13 protein-coding genes are annotated in these 21,094 nt (G+C 72.4%); 12 read left to right on the forward strand and 1 reads right to left on the reverse strand.

Features of this window, described 5'->3' with window-relative positions:
- The first annotated feature begins 65 nt into the window (after window positions 1–65).
- The 4 genes from mrdA (at window position 66) to FHX78_RS22725 (ending at window position 7,311) form a co-directional block, all read left to right on the forward strand.
- On the forward strand, window positions 66–2,402 hold the full coding sequence (mrdA, locus tag FHX78_RS22710) for a penicillin-binding protein 2 (protein WP_145869260.1): 2,337 nt from the start codon (window positions 66–68) through the stop codon (window positions 2,400–2,402).
- Window positions 2,399–3,601, forward strand: coding sequence for a rod shape-determining protein RodA (gene rodA / locus FHX78_RS22715; protein ID WP_145869261.1), 1,203 nt, complete (start codon window positions 2,399–2,401; stop codon window positions 3,599–3,601). Before mrdA ends, rodA begins: the two co-directional genes overlap by 4 nt.
- 124 nt (window positions 3,602–3,725) lie before the next feature.
- A complete protein-coding gene (locus FHX78_RS22720) occupies window positions 3,726–5,237 on the forward strand; it encodes a CYTH and CHAD domain-containing protein (protein WP_145869262.1) in 1,512 nt (503 codons plus the stop codon).
- Between the two features lie 100 nt (window positions 5,238–5,337).
- A complete protein-coding gene (locus tag FHX78_RS22725) occupies window positions 5,338–7,311 on the forward strand; it encodes a TIGR03960 family B12-binding radical SAM protein (RefSeq protein ID WP_145869263.1) in 1,974 nt (657 codons plus the stop codon).
- An 89-nt stretch (window positions 7,312–7,400) separates the two neighbouring features.
- On the opposite strand, the gene FHX78_RS22730 is transcribed toward FHX78_RS22725, so the two are convergent.
- Window positions 7,401–8,186, reverse strand: coding sequence for a DUF2637 domain-containing protein (locus FHX78_RS22730; RefSeq protein WP_145869264.1), 786 nt, complete (start codon window positions 8,184–8,186; stop codon window positions 7,401–7,403).
- Window positions 8,187–8,457: 271 nt separating this feature from the next.
- Here FHX78_RS22730 and FHX78_RS22735 point away from each other — a divergent pair, with 271 nt between their 5' ends.
- The 8 genes from FHX78_RS22735 (at window position 8,458) to rfbC (ending at window position 20,880) form a co-directional block, all read left to right on the forward strand.
- Window positions 8,458–9,669, forward strand: coding sequence for a hypothetical protein (locus FHX78_RS22735; RefSeq protein WP_145869265.1), 1,212 nt, complete (start codon window positions 8,458–8,460; stop codon window positions 9,667–9,669).
- A gap of 48 nt (window positions 9,670–9,717) precedes the next feature.
- A complete protein-coding gene (locus FHX78_RS22740) occupies window positions 9,718–10,494 on the forward strand; it encodes a TIGR03936 family radical SAM-associated protein (protein WP_145869266.1) in 777 nt (258 codons plus the stop codon).
- Window positions 10,495–10,755: 261 nt separating this feature from the next.
- Window positions 10,756–14,946, forward strand: coding sequence for an Rne/Rng family ribonuclease (locus tag FHX78_RS22745; protein WP_145869267.1), 4,191 nt, complete (start codon window positions 10,756–10,758; stop codon window positions 14,944–14,946).
- A gap of 215 nt (window positions 14,947–15,161) precedes the next feature.
- Window positions 15,162–16,229, forward strand: coding sequence for a glucose-1-phosphate thymidylyltransferase (locus FHX78_RS22750; RefSeq protein ID WP_145869268.1), 1,068 nt, complete (start codon window positions 15,162–15,164; stop codon window positions 16,227–16,229).
- Window positions 16,226–17,239 (forward strand): dTDP-glucose 4,6-dehydratase, encoded by a 1,014-nt coding sequence (gene rfbB / locus FHX78_RS22755; RefSeq protein WP_145869269.1) that lies wholly within the window; start codon window positions 16,226–16,228, stop codon window positions 17,237–17,239. Before FHX78_RS22750 ends, rfbB begins: the two co-directional genes overlap by 4 nt.
- A gap of 115 nt (window positions 17,240–17,354) precedes the next feature.
- On the forward strand, window positions 17,355–18,278 hold the full coding sequence (gene rfbD / locus FHX78_RS22760; RefSeq protein WP_145869270.1) for a dTDP-4-dehydrorhamnose reductase: 924 nt from the start codon (window positions 17,355–17,357) through the stop codon (window positions 18,276–18,278).
- A complete protein-coding gene (locus FHX78_RS22765) occupies window positions 18,275–20,275 on the forward strand; it encodes a glycosyltransferase family 2 protein (protein ID WP_145869271.1) in 2,001 nt (666 codons plus the stop codon). Before rfbD ends, FHX78_RS22765 begins: the two co-directional genes overlap by 4 nt.
- Before the next feature lie 11 nt (window positions 20,276–20,286).
- Entirely contained in the window at window positions 20,287–20,880 is a 594-nt protein-coding gene (gene rfbC, locus FHX78_RS22770) for a dTDP-4-dehydrorhamnose 3,5-epimerase (protein WP_145869272.1), read from the forward strand.
- Window positions 20,881–21,094: the final 214 nt, after the last annotated feature.

Below are 21,094 nucleotides of genomic sequence, written 5' to 3' on the forward strand. Positions count from 1 at the left end.
CGCACCGGCCGTTCATCACTCGTACCCACACACTCGTACGCACTCCGAGAGGGGGAGGCAACCGCGTGACCAACATCCCCGAGACCGGCCGCAGCCCGCGGGTCCAGATCCGGCTCGTCGTCATCCAGGTCCTCGTCATCTCCCTCCTCGGCACCCTCGGCGGGCGCCTGTGGTACCTCCAGATCCGCGAGGGCGACCAGTACGCCAAGGAGGCCTCCGGCAACCACGTCCAGCAGGTCGTCCAGCCCGCCGTCCGCGGCTCCATCCTGGACGCCCGCGGAGTGGCCCTCGCGGACAACGAGACCCGGCTGGTCGTCTCCGCCTCCCGCACCGACCTGCTGAAGATGAAGGACGACGGCAAGGCGGTCCTCACCAAGCTCGCCGGCGTCCTCGGCATGACCCCCGAGGAGGTCATGCGGAAGGTGCGGCTCTGCGACGCCGAAACCCCCCAGCCCTGCTGGAACGGCTCGCCGTACCAGCCCATCCCCATCACCGACGAGGCCACCGCCAAGCAGGCCCTGCAGATCCGCGAGCGCGCCGAGGACTTCCCCGGCATCACCGCCGAACCGCAGGCCCTGCGCCGCTACCCGAGCCCCGGCAAGGCCAACACCGCCCAGGTCCTCGGCTACCTCTCGCCCGTCACCGACGAGGAGATCCAGCAGGCCCAGGACACCAGCTCCCCCTACCTGCGCTCCGACATGGTGGGCCGCTCCGGACTGGAGCGCCAGTACGACAAGCAGCTGCGCGGCAAGGCCGGCGTCACCCGCTACGAGGTCGACAACCTCGGCCGCGTCATCGGCAAGGCCGAGGACGACCCCGCCCAGCCCGGCGCCAACCTCGTCACCAGCATCGACTCCCGCGTCCAGCGCATCGCCGAGTACGAGCTGAACGAGGCGATGAAGGCCGCCCGCAAGGAACACGACCGCAACACCAACCGCAACTACGAGGCCGACTCCGGCGCCGTCGTCGTCATGGAGGCCAAGACCGGCCGCGTCGTCGCCATGGCCTCCAACCCGACCTACGACCCCAACGCCTGGGTGGGCGGCATCTCCGCCAAGGACTACGCGAACCTCACCGGCAAGAAGTCCAACTACCCGCTGCTCAACCGCGCCATCCAGGGCCAGTCCGCACCCGGCTCCATCTTCAAGGTGATCCCGACAGCCGCCGCGATCAACGCGGGGTACAGCTTCGAGGGCCCCTACAACTGCTCCAGCTCGTACTCCATCGGCGGACAGGTCTTCAAGAACTTCGAGTCCCAGAACCACGGCCCCATCAGCCTCGGCCGCGCCCTCGAGGTCTCCTGCGACACCGTCTTCTACAGCCTCTCCCACCAGGAGTGGAAGCGGGACGGCGGCAACAAGCCGAAGAAGGACGCCAACGACTGGTTCTACAAGACCGCCCACCAGTTCGGCCTCGGCGAGGAGACCGGCATCGACCTGCCCAACGAGGTCACCGGCCGCGTCCCCGACCGCCAGTGGAAGCTCGACTACTGGAAGGCCAACAAGGACGCCTGGTGCAAGTACGGGAAGAAGGACGGCAGCTACGCCGAGAAGATCGCCTACGAGAACTGCCTCGAAGGCAACCGGCTGCGCGCGGGTGACTCCGTCAACTACTCCATCGGGCAGGGCGACACCCTCGTCACCCCCATCCAGATGGCCACCATCTACGCGGCCATCTCCAACGGCGGCACCCTCTACGACCCCTCCGTCGGCAAGGCCGTCATCAGCCCCGACGGCAGGACCGTCACGGAGATCGAGCCCCGCTCGCACGGCAAGCTGCCCATGACCAAGAAGACCCTCGGCCAGATAGACGCAGCCCTCGAAGGAGTCGCCACCCGCGGTACGGCCGCGTGGCGGTTCGGGGGCTGGCCACAGGACGAGATCCCGATGCACGCCAAGACCGGTACCGCCGAGGTCTACGGCAAGCAGACCACCTCCTGGTTCGCGACCTACACCAAGGACTACTCGATCGTCATGACGATCTCCCAGGGTGGTACCGGCTCCGGCGCCTCGGGCCCCGCCGTGCGCAACATCTACAACGCCCTGTACGGCGTCTCCCCGGAAGGCGAGATCGACAAGAAGAAGGCGCTGCTGTCCACACCGCAGAAGGACCTCCCCACGGTCCGCACGGACGGCACCATCAAGTCCCCGAAGGTCTCCAAGGACCCCGCCAAGGACCGGGCGACCCCCTCGCCCGACGCCCAGGCCACCACCCCGCAGGACGGCCAGGACGACCCCGCCGACCAGCAGGCGGCCACGGTCCCCTCACCGGAGACCGGCAACCGCGACACCCGCCGCCGCGAGCGACGACGGGGCGGCGGACCACGCCCCGGTGACGGCCGCGCCCGCGGCCGCGCCTCCCACCGGCGCGCCCGCACCGCGACGCGGAGGACGGCGGCATGACCGGCGGCGTCAACAGCTTCCAGGTCTCCGGGTACGGGCCCGAGCGGGCCGGCTGGACACGGATCTTCGCCCGTGACTCCCTGGCCCGCCGCCTCGACTGGCCCATACTGCTCGCGGCGACCGCCCTGTCCCTGCTGGGCTCGCTCCTGGTCTACTCGGCCACCCGCAACCGCACCGAGCTGAACCAGGGCGACCCCTACTACTTCCTGGTCCGCCACTGGCTGAACACCGGCATCGGACTCGCCCTGATGATCGGCGCCATCTGGCTGGGCCACCGCGCCCTGCGCACGGCGGTCCCCCTCCTCTACGGCGTCTCCGTCCTGCTGATCCTCCTGGTGCTCACCCCTCTGGGCTCCACCATCAACGGCGCCCACTCCTGGATCAAGCTCCCCGGCGGCTTCTCCCTCCAGCCCTCCGAGTTCGTGAAGATCACGATCATCCTGGGCATGGCGATGCTGCTCGCCGCCCGCGTCGACGCCGGCGACAAGCCCTACCCCGACCACCGCACGGTCCTCCAGGCCCTAGGCCTGGCCGTCGTCCCCATGCTGATCGTGATGCTCATGCCCGACCTCGGGTCGGTCATGGTCATGGTCATCATCGTGCTCGGCGTGCTGCTCGCCTCCGGCGCCTCCAACCGCTGGATCTTCGGCCTGATGAGCGCCGGCGCGCTCGGCGCGGTCACCGTCTGGCAGCTCGGCGTCCTCGACGAGTACCAGATCAACCGCTTCGCCGCCTTCGCCAACCCCGAACTCGACCCCGCCGGCGTCGGCTACAACACCAACCAGGCCCGCATCGCCATCGGCTCCGGCGGACTCACCGGCTCGGGCCTCTTCCACGGCTCCCAGACCACCGGCCAGTTCGTGCCCGAGCAGCAGACCGACTTCGTCTTCACCGTCGCCGGCGAGGAACTCGGCTTCGTCGGCGGCGCACTGATCATCGGCCTGCTCGGCGTCATCCTCTGGCGCGCCTGCCGCATCGCCCGCGACACCACCGACCTCTACGGCACCATCGTCGCCGCCGGCATCGTCGCCTGGTTCGCCTTCCAGGCCTTCGAGAACATCGGCATGACCCTCGGCATCATGCCGGTCACCGGCCTGCCCCTGCCCTTCGTCTCCTACGGCGGCTCGTCGATGTTCGCCGTCTGGCTGGCGGTGGGCCTGCTGCAGTCGATCCGGGTGCAGCGCCCCATGTCCGCATGACCCCCGGCCGCGCGGCCCCGTCCCACGGACACCCGCGCGGCCGCCCCACCCCCTGCGCCTGTACGCGACACCCCCACGGAGCCGCCCACTGCCGCTCCCCACCCCGGGCGACTAGATTCGGTCCATGGCGGACATCAAGCGCGAGATCGAGCGAAAGTACGAGTCCGACGACAGCGGGCTGCCCGACCTGACCCGCGTGCCGGGCGTGGCGGCCGTCCTCGACAAGGGCGTCGTCCACCTCGACGCCACCTACCACGACACGGCCGACGAACGCCTCGCCGCGTCCGCCGTCACCCTGCGCCGCCGCACCGGCGGATCCGACGCCGGCTGGCACCTCAAACTCCCCGTCGCCCCCGGAGTCCGCGACGAGATCCGCGCCCCCCTCTCCGACACCCTCCCGGCCGAGCTGACCGCCCTCGTCCGCTCCCGCGTCCGCGACGGCGAACTGCTGCCCCTCGTCCGGCTCCGCTCCGACCGCGAGGTACGCCACCTCGTGGACACCGACGGCCGGCTGCTCGCCGAGGTCAGCGTCGACACCGTCCACGCCGAACGCCTCACCGGCAGCGGCGGCACCGCCCAGTGGACCGAGATCGAGGTCGAACTCGCCGACGACGCGGACCCCGCCTTCCTCGACAAGGTCGACAAACGGCTGCGCAAGGCCGGCGTGCGCCCCGCACCGGCGGCCTCCAAACTGGCCAGGGCCCTCACCGAGACGGCACCCGGCGGACAAGCACGCGCGCACGGTCCACGGGCGCCCCGGAAACCCGCCACCGCCGGCGACCACGTCCTCGCCTACGTCCGCGCCCAGCGGGACGCCCTCGTCGCCCTCGACCCCGCCGTCCGCCAGGACACACCCGACTCCGTGCACCGCATGCGAGTCGCCACCCGCCGCCTGCGCAGCACCTTCCGCAGCTACCGCGCCCTCCTCGACCGGGAGGTCACCGACCCGATCGGCACCGACCTGAAATGGCTGGCCGGTGAGCTCGGCCGGGACCGCGACCAGGAAGTGCTCGCCGAGCGCCTCAGGTCCGCCCTGGACGACCTCCCCGCCCCGCTCGTCTCCGGCCCCGTCGCCGACCGGCTCACCGCCTGGTCCGGCACCGCCCACCACACGGCCCACGGCCGGCTCACCGGCGTCCTGGACTCCCGCCGCTACCTCACCCTGCTCGACACCCTCGACGCCGTCCTCGCCGACCCGCCCCTGCGCGAGAAGGCCGGCGCCGCCCCCGGCAAACCGCTCGCCAAGGCCGTACGCAAGGACTTCGACCGGCTCGCCGGCCTCGTCGGGCGGGCCCTCGGCCTCCCGCCCGGCGAGGACCGTGACACCGCCCTGCACGAGGCCCGCAAGAAGACCAAGCGCACCCGCTACGCGGCCGAGGCCGCCGCCCCCGCGCTCGGCACCCCGGCGAAGGACCTGGTGAAGTCCATGAAGTCGCTCCAGAGTCTGCTCGGCGACCACCAGGACAGCGTCATGGCCCGCAGGACCCTGCGCGAACTCTCCGCCGTCGCCCACGCGGCGGGCGACAGCGCCTTCACCTACGGCGTCCTCTACGCCCGCGAGGAACGCCGCGCCGAACTCGCCGAGAACGCCCTGCCCGAAGCCTGGGAGACGATCACCGAGGACACCGCCCTCTGATCGGCGTACGGGGAACCCGCCCGGCCGCGTTAGTCTGGATGGTCACCCGCCCCCAGCCATCGGCCGGGGGGACCCCCAGTCAGCAACGAAGGTTCGCGAGATGCCTGCCGAAGCCGCCGAGTCTGTGAAGTCTGTGTTTCCGCAGCTCGAAGCTCTGCTCCCGCATGTGCAGAAGCCGATCCAGTACGTCGGCGGAGAGCTCAACTCCACGGTCAAGCCGTGGGAGAGCTGCGACGTCCGCTGGGCGCTCATGTACCCCGACGCCTACGAGGTCGGACTGCCCAACCAGGGCGTCATGATCCTCTACGAGGTCCTCAACGAGCAGGCCGGCGTCCTGGCCGAGCGCACCTACAGCGTCTGGCCGGACCTCGAGGCGCTGATGCGGGAACACGACGTCCCGCAGTTCACCGTCGACGGCCACCGCCCGGTGAAGGCCTTCGACGTGTTCGGCCTGAGCTTCTCCACCGAGCTCGGCTACACCAACATGCTCACCGCCCTGGACCTGGCCGGCATCCCGCTGGAGTCCAAGGACCGCGGCATCGACGACCCGGTCGTCCTGGCCGGCGGGCACGCGGCCTTCAACCCCGAGCCGATCGCCGACTTCATCGACTGCGCCGTCATCGGCGACGGCGAGCAGGCCGTCCTGGAGATCACCGCGATCATCCGCGCCTGGAAGGCCGAGGGCCGCCCCGGCGGCCGCGAGGAACTCCTGCTGCGCCTGGCGAAGACCGGCGGCGTGTACGTCCCCGGCTTCTACGACGTCGAGTACCTCCCCGACGGCCGTATCGCCCGCGTCGTACCGAACCGCTCGGGCGTGCCGTGGCGCGTCTCCAAGCACACGGTGATGGACCTCGACGAGTGGCCCTACCCCAAGCAGCCCCTCGTCCCGCTCGCCGAGACGGTCCACGAGCGCATGTCCGTGGAGATCTTCCGCGGCTGCACCCGCGGCTGCCGCTTCTGCCAGGCCGGCATGATCACCCGCCCGGTGCGCGAGCGCTCGATCACCGGCATCGGCGAGATGGTCGACAAGGGCCTGAAGGCGACCGGCTTCGAGGAGGTCGGCCTGCTGTCCCTCTCCTCCGCCGACCACACGGAGATCGGCGACATCGCCAAGGGCCTCGCCGACCGCTACGAGGACGACAAGATCGGCCTCTCCCTGCCCTCCACCCGCGTCGACGCCTTCAACATCGACCTGGCCAACGAGCTGACCCGCAACGGCCGCCGCTCGGGCCTGACCTTCGCCCCCGAGGGCGGCTCGGAGCGCATCCGCAAGGTCATCAACAAGATGGTCTCCGAGGACGACCTGATCCGCACCGTCGCCACCGCCTACGGCAACGGCTGGCGCCAGGTGAAGCTGTACTTCATGTGCGGCCTGCCCACCGAGACCGATGACGACGTCCTGCAGATCGCGGACATGGCCACCCGCGTCATCGCCAAGGGCCGCGAGGTCTCCGGCTCCAACGACATCCGCTGCACGGTCTCCATCGGCGGCTTCGTCCCCAAGCCCCACACGCCCTTCCAGTGGGCCCCGCAGCTGTCCGCCGAGGAGACGGACGAGCGCCTCACCAAGCTCCGCGACAAGATCCGCGGCGACAAGAAGTACGGCCGCTCCATCGGCTTCCGCTACCACGACGGCAAGCCCGGCATCGTCGAGGGCCTGCTCTCGCGCGGCGACCGCCGCATCGGCGCCGTCATCCGCGCGGTCTACGAGGACGGCGGCCGCTTCGACGGCTGGCGCGAGCACTTCTCCTACGACCGCTGGATGGGCTGCGCCGACAAGGCCCTCGCCCAGTTCGGCGTCGACGTCGACTGGTACACCACCCGCGAGCGCACCTACGAGGAGGTCCTGCCCTGGGACCACCTCGACTCGGGCCTCGACAAGGACTGGCTGTGGGAGGACTGGCAGGACGCCCTCGACGAGACGGAGGTCGACGACTGCCGCTGGACCCCGTGCTTCGACTGCGGGGTGTGCCCGCAGATGGACACGAGCATCCAGATCGGTCCGACCGGCAAGAAGCTGCTGCCGCTCACCGTCAAGAACGCCGCGCAGGCGCCCAGCGGTCACGCGCACTGACCTGAGCGGGGCACTCCACCGGGGTGCCGAGAACGAAAGCGGCCCCCCGCTGTCCTGCGGGGGGCCGCTTCCTCGTCGTGACGCCGGTGCTAGGGGACGTCGCGCCGGTACGGGCGTACGCGGTGGCGGGGTGCGGTGCGCCGGGGCGGCCGGGTCAGGGTGATCTGGCGGACGAGTTGCTGGAAGCACGCCAGTGCGGCGACTCCCGGGAGTGCGGCGGCGGCGGTGTCGGTGATGGTCCGGGGCGCCTGGGCGACGCAGAGCAGCACGGCGACGGACGAGAAGAGGAGAACGACGAACCAGGAGTGCAGGGCGCGTCGTTGGTGCAGTGCCGCGCGCAGGATGGACAGCGATCCCGCCAGCCAGGGGCCGTAGACCAGCACGGGCCACCAGGCCGCGGAACTGCCGCTGCTGTGCGCGGTGGTGACGAGGAGCAGCGGTTCGTAGGTGACCACCCCGCTGAAGACGCTGACCATCGACACGGTGACCGCCGCCAGGGCGGCGATGACGTAGCTGGCGATGCGCAGCGCGTCGGGGCGTCTGCGCGGGGTGTGCTTGCGGTGGCCGCGCGGGGCCCCGCGCAGGGGCGGGAGTTCGGCTGTGATCTCTTGCAGGTTGCCCATCGGGCTGCCGGCGGGGGGCGCGGTGACCGAGGACTCCTCGCGGGGCTGCGGGAAGGCGGCCCTGCCGAACTCCTCGCCGCGGGCTTCCTGGAGCAGATAGGCCAGTTCCTCGGCCGGGTCCCAGGGAGGGACGGCCGGTTCCACGGGGTCCGTGTAGACGGCGCCCGCCCGGTGCCGTCCGGTGCCTGCGCCGTCGAATGGGGCCGAGCCGCCGGAGCCGTACCAAAGAGGGTCGTAGTGTTCATCATTCATGTCACGATTGATTCATCGGATCGGCGTGCATATCACCCGAGTGCGGCTGTGTGACGGGCAGTTGGAGCGGCCCTGACCTGCTTCCCTTCGTCATATAGCAACTAACGGCGGGTCTTTCGCTTGGATGCGTGGCAAATGAGTGAACGGCCGTGGGGACCATTGCTTTATATAAATTCTCGGAATTCTGTTTTTTCGATCGGCGTTCAGCATATGAGGGGAACGGTTCGGCGGACCGGGGATCCGTACGGGCCGCTGCTGCGTCCTGTCGGGTATGGATCTCGAGAAGTCGCCCGCGCCGCCGCCCGCGCCGTCGCCCGCGCCCGAGGGGTGTCTCGTCGTGGCGGTGCGCATTCCGGTGCGGATCGTGGTGCTCGTGCTGGTCGTGCCGGTGCGGATGGTGTGGGACGCGTGCGTCGTCGCCGGGCGGTTCCTGAACGACACCGTCCTGCGGCCCCTGGGACGGGTGCTGCTGTGGGTGGGCCGGGCGGTGTTCGTGTGGCCGTTCGTGGGGTTGTGGCGGTACCTCCTCGTGCCGCTGGGCAAGGGACTGCTCTGGCTGGGGAACGTGCTGCTGGTCCTTCCCGCCCTGGCCTTCTACCGCTATGTGCTGACGCCCCTCGGTCATGCGCTCGTCTGGCTGTACGCGCGGGTGCTGACCCCGTTCGGGCACCTGCTGGCCGCGATCGGCGCCGGGGTGTGGGCGGGGCTGGCCTGGCTGGGGCGGTACCTCGTCGTCGTGCCCTCGGTGTGGGTGTACCGGTGGGTCCTCGCGCCGGTGGGGCGCGCGATCGCCTGGTGCGGCAGGGGGCTCCTGTGGTGCGGCAAGGGCCTGGTGTGGCTGGTGACGACGATCGTCACGGGGATCGGCACGGCCCTGTACTGGATCGCCCGGATCCTGCTGGTGCTGCCGGCGGCGGCGGTGTGGCGCTGGGTCCTGGTGCCGGTCGGCCGGGTGCTCGCCGTCGTCGCCCGGGAGGTCGGGGCCGCCCTCGGTCACGCCTGGCGGGTCGCCGGGTATGTCTCGCTCGCCGTCGGGCGGTTCCTCGCGTCGGTGTTCCGGTGGGTCTTCGTGGAGCCGGTGCGGTGGGTGTACCGGAGTGTGCTGACCCCCGTGGGGCACGTGGTGCGCGACGGCGTGCTGCGGCCCGCCGCCCGGGCCGCGCGCGCGGTGGGGCGGGCCGGCGGGCAGGCCCTCGCCGCCGCCCGCGCGTCGGTCCGGCAGGCGCGCGCCGACTTCCGCCGGCTGCTGCTCGGCGGCCCGGCCCGCGAACCGGTCCCCTCTCGGGCCGCTGAACCCGTGGCGCGACCGGTCGCCGCCCCGATCTCCGCCCCGATCTCCGCCCCGATCTCCGCACCGATCTCCGGGCCGGTCGCCGAACCGGTCGGCGAACCGGGGAAACCGCAGGTCGCGGACCGCCGGGAACCTACCGGCCCGCAGGCACGTACTCTTGGTAGCAGTACGACCGCTCTCACGAAGGACTGAACGACACTGGGTAAGCGCCAGCCCGAAGGCCCGCCGCCCGCACCCGCGGTGCAGCGCATCCGACTGCGCTACACCAAGCGCGGCCGCCTCCGGTTCACCAGCCACCGTGACTTCCAGCGCGCCTTCGAGCGTGCGTTGCGCCGTGCCGGGGTGCCGATGGCGTACTCGGCGGGGTTCACGCCGCACCCGAAGGTGTCGTACGCCAATGCCGCACCCACCGGCACGGGCAGTGAGGCGGAGTACCTGGAGATCGCGCTCACCGAGCCGCGCGACCCCGAGCGGCTCCGGGCCCTCCTCGACGAGTCGCTGCCCGCCGGGCTCGACATCGTCGACGCGGTCGAGGCCCGCACATCGGGGCTCGCCGACCGGCTGACGGCCTCCGTGTGGGAGCTGCGGCTGGACGGTGTCGCCCCCGAGGACGCCCGCCGAGCGGTGGACGCCTTCAACGCGGCCGGGACCGTCGAGGTCCAGCGCCTGACCAAGAACGGCGTCCGCACCTTCGACGCCCGTTCGGCGGTCGCGGCGCTGGAGAGCTCGGAAACGCACTCCTCACCGGCTGATAGGCCGACCGACCAGCCCTGTGCGATACTGCGGCTGGTTGTTCGGCACGTGACGCCTGCCGTACGACCCGACGACGTCCTGTCCGGTCTCCGCGCCGTGGCCGACCTGGCGCCGCCGGTCCCCGCAGCGGTGACCAGGCTGGCGCAGGGGCTGTTCGATGAAGAGACCGGCACGGTGACCGACCCGCTCGCGCCCGACCGCGAGGCAGCAGCGACCGAGCCGAAACCGGCCGGCGCGACTGCCGCCGCGACGGCGCCCGCGTAGGGAAGGTCCCGCGTAGGGACGGACGTCGTAAGCGCCGCCCTCGCACTCGGGAGCCACCTGGGGCGGGCAGCGCACCGACCAGAAGACTTTCGCCAGGCCGTACGCATTCGGCGTACGGAACCGGCGAGACAGGACACAGAGAGCTCCCGTGCGGCGCCCGCGCCCCGGACGGCGGCAGACGCGCATCGCGCGAGCCGCGGACGTCACCGGCATCGCCGGACCGGGTGCGGCGCCCGGGAGCCTGACGGGAGAAACGCCCGCATGCTCGAACCGATCGAGCCCACCGAGGGCTCCGAACCGAACACTCCGAGCGACACCCTGCCGCCGCGCCGGCGGCGCCGTGCCGCGTCACGTCCGGCGGGACCGCCCGCCGCGACGGCCGAGGTGACGGCCGAGACCGTCGCTCCGGCCATACCGGCCGCGCAGGCCGGGTCCGCCGACGCCACCGCGACTTCCGGGCCCGCTGAGCCCGAGGAGGAGCAGGAGGCCGCCGAGGGCGTGGTCGAGAAGGAGACCGAGGCCGCCGAGGCCGCGCCCGCGCCGCGGCGTCGCCGTGTGGTGCGCCGTGCGGCCGCGCCCGCCGGGGCGCCCGCGTCGGCGGAGGCCGCCGAGACCGTCGTACCGGCGGTGCAGAGCGCGCCCGAGACCGCCGCGGCCCCCGAGCCGGCCGCCGTCGCCGCCGAGCCGGCCGAGGACGCCGCTCCCCGGCGTTCCCGCCGTCGTGCGATGCGCAGCGTGACCTCGCCGACGGCGACCGCCGCCGAGACGGCGCGGAGCGCCGAGGCCGCCGAGCCGGTGGCGACCGCCGAGGTCCCCGCCGAGACCGCCCGGACGCCGGAGGCCGCCGAGGTCTCCGAGACCGCCGAGATTCCCGAGACCCCCGAGGACGCCGCTCCGCGCCGCACCCGGCGGCGCGCCGCGCGGCGGGCCTCCGCGCCCGCCGGTGCGCCGGTGGCCGCCGGGACGGCGGAGGGCGACGCGGGCGAGTCCGCGCAGGCCGCCCCCGCCGCCGCTGCCGCCGAAGAGACCGCCGTGGCCGAGACCCCCGCCGAGACGGCGGCGCGGGTTCCCGCGGAGACCGTCGAGGTGCCCGCCGAGGGGACCACCGCGAAGAGGAAGACCACCCGGGCCGCGCGGGCCGCCCAGGCCGCACCGGCGCCGGAGAGCGCCGAGGACGCCGCCGAGGCCCCCGCCGAGGACGCCGCTCCGCGGCGCCGTCGCCGTGTGGTCCGCAAGGCCGCCGCCGGATTCGCCGAGCCCGCGCGTTCCGCCCGGGCCGAGACCGACCGGTCCGCCGAGCCCGCCGAGACGGAGACCTCGTCGCGGCGCCCCGCGCGTCCCGCCGTCGCGGTGTTCCAGCCGCCGGTGTTCACCGAGCCCCGCTTCCAGACCCCCGAGCGCGCCGCCGCCGAGGCGGCGGCCGAGGTCGCCGCACCGGTGGAGCCGGAGGAGACCGAGGAGCTGCTGGAGGAGCAGCCCGCCGCCTCCCGCCGCCGTCGCCGGCGCCGGGGCGCGGGCGACGAGGCCGAGACCGTGCCCGCCGCCGTGACCGCTCCCGAGGCGCCCGCCGAGGACGAGGCGGAGGAGGCCGAGGAGCCGGCCGAGGACCACGCCGACGCCGAGGACCAGGACGAGGGCGAGGCCGCCGGTTCGCGCCGGCGCCGTCGTCGCGGTGGCCGTCGCCGCCGTCGCGGTGAGTCCGCCGAGACCGACGGCGAGGGCGGCGAGCCCGGCGACGCCGACCTCGACCGGGTCTCCGCCGAGCAGGCCGCCCAGGACGCCGAGGACACCGCCGAGCAGGACGAGGACGACGCCGAGGACGAGTCCGACGAGGGCCGCGACGACTCCGGCGCCGGGTCCAGCAGCAGCCGTCGCCGCCGTCGCCGTCGTCGCCGCGCCGGTGACAGCGGGGGCGAGGGCGAGCACGCCTCCGACGACCCCGAGCGCACCGTCGTCAAGGTGCGCGAGCCGCGCAAGGCCGCCGAGCCGTCGGACGAGGTGCAGTCCATCAAGGGCTCCACGCGTCTGGAGGCCAAGAAGCAGCGCCGCCGCGAGGGCCGTGAGCAGGGCCGCCGCCGGGTGCCGATCATCACCGAGGCCGAGTTCCTGGCCCGCCGCGAGGCCGTCGAGCGCGTCATGGTGGTCCGCCAGCACGGCGACCGCACGCAGATCGGCGTCCTGGAGGACGGCGTGCTCGTCGAGCACTACGTCAACAAGGAGCAGGCGACCTCGTACGTCGGGAACGTCTACCTCGGCAAGGTGCAGAACGTGCTGCCGTCGATGGAGGCCGCCTTCATCGACATCGGCAAGGGCCGCAACGCCGTGCTCTACGCCGGTGAGGTCAACTTCGAGGCGCTCGGCATGTCGGGCGGCCCCCGCCGCATCGAGTCCGCGCTGAAGTCGGGGCAGTCGGTCCTGGTCCAGGTGACCAAGGACCCGATCGGCCACAAGGGCGCCCGCCTCACCAGCCAGGTCTCCCTCCCGGGCCGCTACCTCGTGTACGTCCCCGAGGGCTCGATGACCGGCATCAGCCGCAAGCTGCCCGACACCGAGCGGGCCCGGCTGAAGACCATCCTCAAGAAGGTCGTCCCCGAGGACGCGGGCGTCATCGTGCGCACCGCCGCCGAGGGCGCGAGCGAGGACGAGCTGCGCCGTGACGTCGAGCGTCTGCAGGCGCAGTGGGAGGAGATCAAGAAGAAGTCCAAGAACGGCGGCAGCGCGCCGACGCTGCTGTACGGCGAGCCGGACATGACCGTCCGGGTCGTGCGGGACATCTTCAACGAGGACTTCACCAAGGTCGTCGTCAGCGGTGACGAGGCCTGGCAGACCGTCCACGGGTACGTGTCGCACGTGGCGCCGGACCTGGCCGAGCGGCTGTCCCGGTGGACCAGCGAGGTCGACGTCTTCGCCACGTACCGGATCGACGAGCAGCTCGCCAAGGCGCTGGACCGCAAGGTCTGGCTGCCCAGCGGCGGTTCGCTGGTGATCGACCGGACCGAGGCGATGGTCGTCATCGACGTCAACACCGGCAAGTTCACCGGTCAGGGCGGCAACCTCGAGGAGACGGTCACCAGGAACAACCTGGAGGCGGCCGAGGAGATCGTGCGTCAGCTGCGGCTGCGCGACCTCGGCGGCATCATCGTGATCGACTTCATCGACATGGTGCTGGAGTCCAACCGGGACCTCGTCCTGCGGCGCCTGCTGGAGTGCCTGGGCCGGGACCGTACGAAGCACCAGGTCGCCGAGGTGACCTCGCTGGGCCTGGTCCAGATGACCCGCAAGCGGGTCGGCCAGGGCCTGCTGGAGTCGTTCTCGGAGACCTGCGTCCACTGCAACGGGCGCGGTGTCATCGTGCACCTGGAGCAGCCCTCCGCCGTCGGTGGCGGGGGCAAGCGCCGGAAGCGGGCGCGTGCCGGTGCGGCGGAGCAGCCGCACGAGCACGAGGCCGTCGCGGGCGTCGAGACGGCCGAGCAGGAGGCGGAGGAGGAGACGGTGGCCGAGGTCGCCGCCGAGGCCGCCGCGCCGGTCGCGCTCCCGGCGCCCGAGTTCGTGCCGGACGAGGAGCTGTACAGCAGCGCCGCCGAGGCGGAGGCCGCGGCCACCCGTGGGCGCACGCGCCGCCGGGCGAGCCGGCGGGTGTCGGCCCCGGCGGGCGCGCCGAAGCGGGAGACCGCCCGGGCCGGCCGGCAGCGCGCCGAGGCCGCCGAGAAGGACGAGGTGTCCGAGAAGGCTCAGGCCGCGGTGCCGACGGCGCAGGACGTGACGGCCGCCGAGGAGGCCGCGCGTCCGGTGCAGCCGGAGTCGGCCGCCGAGGCGCTGGCCGAGCCCGCGGCCGTCGAGGACGCGGTGGTTCCCGAGCCGGTCGCCGAGGAGGCCGCTCCCAAGGGCCGTACGCGTCGCCGGGCCACCCGCAAGGTGTCCGCGCCGGCCGGTTCCCCGGCGGGGGCGGAGGCCGCGGTGGTGACGGTCACGGAGCCCGCGGCCCCGGTCGCCGAGGCGCCCGAGCCGCAGCCCGCGGAGGCGGCCCCGTCCGAGGAGCCCGCCGAGCCCGAGGCCCCGGCCCGTCCGCGCCGCCGTGCGGTGCGCAAGCCGAGCACGTCCACCGCGTCCGAGGAGGCGGCCGTCGTGGTCGTCGCGTCGGCGCCGGCGGAGGAGCAGGCCGCCGCCACCGGGGAGGCCGAGGAGGCGCCCGCCGCCGAGGCCGCCGCGGAGGAGACCGCTCCGGCCAAGAAGACGGCCCGCAAGACGGCCAAGAAGGCCACGGCGAAGAAGGCCGCCACGAAGAAGACGACGGCGAAGAAGACCGCCGCCAAGAAGACGACGGCCAAGAAGGCGGCGACGACCACCAAGTCGGCCGCCGCCAAGACGACCGCGAAGAAGACGGCGTCGAAGAAGACGGCGGCCGCGGCCCAGCAGTCGTCGCCGTCGGTGACGGCCTCGACGGAGGACTGACCTCCGCTTTTGCCGAGAAGGTGATCCGCCCCCGGTTCCGCCGGGGGCGGATCGCTTTTTTCGTCCCCCAGTCGTCACAAGGACGTCGAAAATGTGAATGGGGGGTGAATCAATGCCCCTTCCGTCTGGTTATGATGTGGCCAAAGATCAAACTTCAAAAACAGACAAACAGGGATATGTCATCCCTAATTAGGTAAAGTATTGGGGCGTCACACGTGAAGGCTCTCGTCCTTTCCGGGGGAGCGGGGACTCGCCTCCGTCCGATCACCCACACCTCCGCCAAACAGCTCGTGCCGGTCGCCAACAAGCCCGTGCTCTTCTACGGGCTGGAGGCGATCGCCGACGCGGGCATCAGCGAGGTCGGCATCATCGTCGGCGACACCGCGGACGAGATCCGTGAGGCCGTGGGGGACGGCTCCCGCTTCGGGATCGAGGTCACCTACATCCCGCAGGAAGCGCCGCTGGGGCTGGCGCACGCGGTGCTCATCGCCCAGGACTTCCTCGGCGACGACGACTTCGTCATGTACCTCGGCGACAACTTCATCGTCGGTGGCATCACCGGCCTGGTGGAGGAGTTCCGGACCGAGCGGCCCGACGCGCAGATCCTGCTGACCCGGGTCCCCGACCCCACCTCCTTCGGCGTCGCCGAACTCGGCCCCGACGGCAGGGTGGTGGGCCTGGAGGAGAAGCCCAGGCAGCCGAAGAGCGACCTGGCCCTCGTCGGCGTCTACCTGTTCACCCCCGCCATCCACGAGGCGGTCCGCTCCATCGAGCCGTCCTGGCGCGGGGAGTTGGAGATCACGCACGCCATCCAGTGGCTGATCGACGAGGAGCGGGACGTCCGCTCCACCACGATCTCCGGATACTGGAAGGACACCGGCAACGTCACCGACATGCTGGAGGTCAACAGGTCCGTGCTGGAGACCCTGGAACCCCACGACGCCGGCACCGTGGACGAGGCCAGCGAGATCATCGGCCGGGTGCGCATCGAGGAAGGCGCCCGCATCAGCGGCAGCCGTATCGTCGGGCCCGCGGTCGTCGGCGCCGGAACGGTGGTCAGCAACGCGTACATCGGCCCCTTCACCTCGGTGTCCGAGGGGTGCCGCATCGAGGACAGCGAAATCGAGTACTCCATCGTCCTGCGGGGTTCGTCCGTGACCGGCGTGCGCCGGGTGGAGGCCTCGCTCATCGGGCGCGACGTCGTGGTCACGCCCGCTCCCCGCAACCCCAAGGCCCACCGGCTCGTGCTCGGTGATCACAGCAAGGTGCAGATCTCGTCATGACGGCCCCCGCCTCTCCCGCCCGCCCGACCCGGATCCTGGTCACCGGCGGCGCCGGCTTCATCGGCTCGCACTACGTCCGTACGCTGCTCGGCCCGCAGGGACCCGGTGATGTCGCGATCACCGTCCTGGACAAGCTGACCTACGCGGGCAACCCGGCCAACCTCGACGAGGTGCGCGAGCACCCGGGGTTCGCCTTCGTGCGGGGCGACATCTGCGACCCGGAGCTGGTCGGCAAGCTGATGGCCGAGCACGACCAGGTGGTGCACTTCGCCGCCGAGTCGCACGTCGACCGCTCCATCGACGGCGGCGCGGAGTTCGTCCGGACGAACGTGGTCGGCACCCACACGCTCATCGACGCGGCGCACCGGGCCGGCATCAAGACCTTCGTGCACATCTCCACCGACGAGGTCTACGGCTCGATCGACGAGGGCTCCTGGCCCGAGACCCACCCGCTGGAGCCCAACTCGCCCTACTCCTCGGCGAAGGCGTCCAGCGACCTGATCGCGCTGTCCTACCACCGCACCCACGGCCTGGACGTCCGCGTCACCCGCTGCTCCAACAACTACGGGCACCACCACTTCCCCGAGAAGGTCATCCCCCTCTTCGTCACCAACCTCCTCGACGGCAGGAAGGTCCCGCTGTACGGCGACGGCGGCAACGTCCGCGACTGGCTGCACATCGACGACCACGTCCAGGGCATCGAGCTGGTCCGCACCAAGGGCCGCGCGGGCGAGGTCTACAACATCGGCGGCGGCACCGAACTCTCCAACAAGGAGCTGACCGGGCTGCTCCTCGAGGCGTGCGGCGCCGACTGGGAGACCAGCGTCGAGTACGTCGAGGACCGCAAGGGCCACGACCGCCGCTACTCGGTGGACTGCACCAAGATCCGCGAGGAACTGGGCTACGAGCCGCGCAAGGACTTCCGCGAGGGCCTCGCCGAGACCGTCCAGTGGTACCGCGACAACCGCGCCTGGTGGGAGCCGCTGAAGGAGCGCGCCGCGCTGAACTGACGCGCCGCCCGTCTCCCGCGGGCCCGGGACCGTCCCGGGCCCCCTCAGGCATTTCCCGCGGGCCCCGGACCAGGGCCGGGGACCCGCGCCATCCGGCACGGAGGACAGAAGAGGGATGAACCCGACAACGGAACAGGCCAACACCCCGGCCGGCTGGCTGGTCACCGGGGCGGGCGGAATGCTCGGCCAGGACGTACTGGCCCGGCTGGCCGCGGCGGGGGAGCGGGTTACCGCCCTGGACCGGGCCGCGCTGGACCTCACCGACGCCGGCGCCGTGCTGCGGGCGCTGGACCACCACCGGCCCGCCGTGGTCGTCAACTGCGCGGCCTGGACCGCCGTGGACGACGCCGAGACCCGCGAGGCCGAGGCGCTCGCCGTCAACGGCGACGGCCCGGCCCACCTCGCCGCCGCCTGCGCCCGCACCGGCAGCGTCCTGCTGCACGTCTCCACCGACTACGTCTTCGCCGGCGACGCCACGACGCCGTACGCCGAGGACGCCCCCACCGCGCCGCGCAGCGCCTACGGCCGTACCAAACTCGCCGGCGAGCAGGCCGTCCTGACCACCCTCCCGGACCGCGGGTACGTCGTCCGCACCGCCTGGCTGTACGGAGCGGGCGGCGGCAACTTCGTCCGTACGATGATCAAGCTGGAAGGTCTCAAGGACACCCTCGACGTCGTCGACGACCAGCGCGGCCAGCCCACCTGGAGCGCCGACCTGGCCGGGCTGCTGGTCGAGCTGGGGCGCGGCGCCCTGGCCGGCACCGCCCCGGCGGGCGTCTACCACGGCACCAGCTCGGGTGAGACCACCTGGTACGGCCTCACCCGCGAGATCTTCCGCCTGCTCGGCACGGACCCGGACCGCGTCCGCCCCACCACCAGCGAGGCGTTCGCCCGCCCCGCCCCCCGCCCCGCCTACAGCGTGCTCGGCCACGAGCGCTTCGCCGCGGCCGGCATCGAGCCGCTGCGCGACTGGCGCGCGGCCCTCACCGAGGCATTCCCGGAGATCCACCGGGTCCACGAGAAGGAGAACCCGGCGTGACAGTCAAGGTCAGCGTCGTCATCGCGGTCTACAACCCGGGCAAGTACGTCGAGGACTGCGTCAACGGCCTGCTGCGGCAGAGCCTCGGCCCCGACGAGTTCGAGGTCTTCTTCGTCGACGACGGCTCCACCGACGAGACCCCGGCCCTGCTGGACCGGCTGGCCGCCGAGCACCCCCACTTCCACGTCATCCACCAGGAGTCCTCCGGCTGGTCCGGCAGGCCCCGCAACACCGGCATCGACGCCGCCCGGGGCGAGTACGTCATGTTCGTCGACCACGACGACTGGCTCGGCGACGAGGCCCTGGAGCGGATGTACGACTACGGCCGGGCGAACGACGCCGACGTGGTCGTCGGCAAGATGGCCGGCATCGGCCGCCCGGTCCCGCAGGAGCTGTTCCGGGTCAACCGGCCGCGCGCCACGGTGGAGAACGCGCCGCTGATCGACAGCCTCACCCCGCACAAGATGTTCCGGCGGGAGTTCCTCCAGCGGCACGGCATGCGCTTCAAGGAGGGCCGCCGCCGGCTGGAGGACCACGTCTTCGTCGTCGAGGCGTACCTGCGGGCGAAGAGCGTCGCCGTCCTCGGCGACTACCTGTGCTACTACCACATCACCCGCGACGACGGCTCCAACGCCGGTTTCCAGCGCTTCGACCCGGTCGGCTACTTCGGCAACCTCCGTGAGGCGCTCGACGTCGTCGAGGAGCTCACCGAGCCCGGCCCGCTGCGCGACAAGCTGTTCAGCCGCTGGTTGCGCAACGAGATGGTCGAGCGGCTGCGCGGCAACCGGCTGCTGGGGCTCCCCGAGGACTACGCCGAGGAGCTGTACCGCGAGATCCGCGGGGTGATCACCGAGCGGTTCGGGCCGGGCGTGTTCGCGAAGGTCGGCCCCACCCAGCGGGTGGTGGCCGGTCTGGTCGCCGCCGACCTGTACGAGGACGTCCGCGCCCTCGCCCGATGGGAGGCCGGGATCCGGCCCACCGGCACCCTGGACTCCCTGACCTGGGAGGACGGCGTCCTGAACGTCGGTCTCACCTCCGAGTACCAGGTCGACGGCGAGCCGATGACCTTCCGCCGGGAGGGCGGGCGCGACCTGCTCGGCCTGCCGCTGTCCGACAAGGCGCTCGAGGCGCTGGCCGGCCAGGGCATCACCCTGGACGCCCCGGTCGGCAGGAGCGACGTGGACCTGGTGGTCCGCCACCGGGAGGACGCCAGGCAGTTCTACCTCCCCGTCGAGTGCGAGCTGCACCGCCTCGACGCGGGGGACGGCGCCTTCCACCTGCGGATCACCGCGCGCGCGGTCCTCGACCCGGAGACCGCGGCCGCGGGCGGGCCCCTGGAGAAGGGCATCTGGGACCTGCACCTGCGCATCAAGTCCTGCGGCTGGAGCAAGGAGACCCGGCTCGGCGCGGTGCGCGGCGAGGACGTGGACGCCGGACGGCTGGCCGCGCTCACCGGTGAGCCGAGGCGGCTGGTCCTGCCCTACTGGACCGACGGGCCGGGCAACCTCTCCCTCGACGTCGACCAGCACACGAACAAGCTGGAGCGCGAGGCGGCGGCCCGCATGGACCCGGCCGAGGGGGTGGTCGAGGGCGCCACCGTGCGGCTCCCGCTGCCGCTGCACGGCGCGGAGGACGCCGGTGACCCGGTGCGGCTGCGCTTCGAGCGCAAGAACGTGGGCAAGTACCCGGCCGACGCCGTGCTCGACGGCCGTACGGTGAGCGCCGTGCTGCCGGTGGGGAAGCTCGCCGGGAAGCGCTGGGCCGTGCGCATCGGCGTGCCGTCCGCCGGCCGGGGCGAGGCAAAATGGACCCGGCTCCCGGTGGACGTGGTGGTCGCCGCCGACGGCACCGCCCGGGTGATCGACCGGCACACCCCGCCGGCCGGGGCCGCGTCGGCGAAGCCGGGCCCCCAGAAGCCCGCCCGGCCCCGGCCGCTGTGGCGCCGGGCCGCCGGGCGGCTCAAGCGCGCACTGACGAACAAGCAGAAGAAGAGCTGAGGACCCCTTCGATGCGACCCCTTTCCCTCTCCGGCGCCTGGGTGCACGAGCCGAAGATCTTCCCCGACGGCCGGGGCAGTTTCCACGAGTGGTTCAAGGCCCCGGTCTTCACCGGGGCGGCGGGCCACCCGCTCACGCTCGCCCAGGCCAACATGTCCGTCTCCAGCCGGGGCACCCTGCGCGGCATCCACTTCGCCGACGTGCCGCCCGGCCAGGCCAAGTACGTCAAGTGCGTGCGCGGCGCGGTCCTCGACGTGATCGTGGACATCCGGACCGGCTCGCCCACCTTCGGCCAGTGGGAGGCGGTCCGCCTGGACGACCGGGACCACCACGCGGTCTACCTCTCCGAGGGCCTCGGCCACGGCTTCATGGCGCTCAGCGACGACGCCACGGTGGTCTACCTCTGCTCCGAGGGCTACGCCCCCGAGCGCGAGCACGGCATCCACCCCCTCGACCCGGCGCTCGGCATCGAGTGGCCCGACGGCCTCACCCCGCTCCTGTCCGCCAAGGACGAGCAGGCCCCCACCCTGGCCGAGGCCCGCGACCAGGGCCTCCTCCCCTCCTACGAGGCGTGCGTGGCCTACCGGGAGAGCCTCGGGCGCTGAACCGTCCGGGCCGGGCCGGCCCTCCTCCCGGGGGGGCCGGTTTGACCCCTTCGGCCACGGCCCCGTAACCTTGACCGTCGGCGTGTCCATCGGGGCCGCCACATCCCCGTAAACCTCTTCCTTCCGGGTGCCGCGGTGTCCGGGAGAGGTCGTCCGTGTTCACGGCCGGGCGGCTGGCCTGCGGGGGTGCCGTTCTTCGAGTGAGAGTGAGATC

This window comes from Streptomyces capillispiralis, assembly GCF_007829875.1.
Taxonomy (GTDB): Bacteria; Actinomycetota; Actinomycetes; order Streptomycetales; family Streptomycetaceae; genus Streptomyces; species Streptomyces capillispiralis.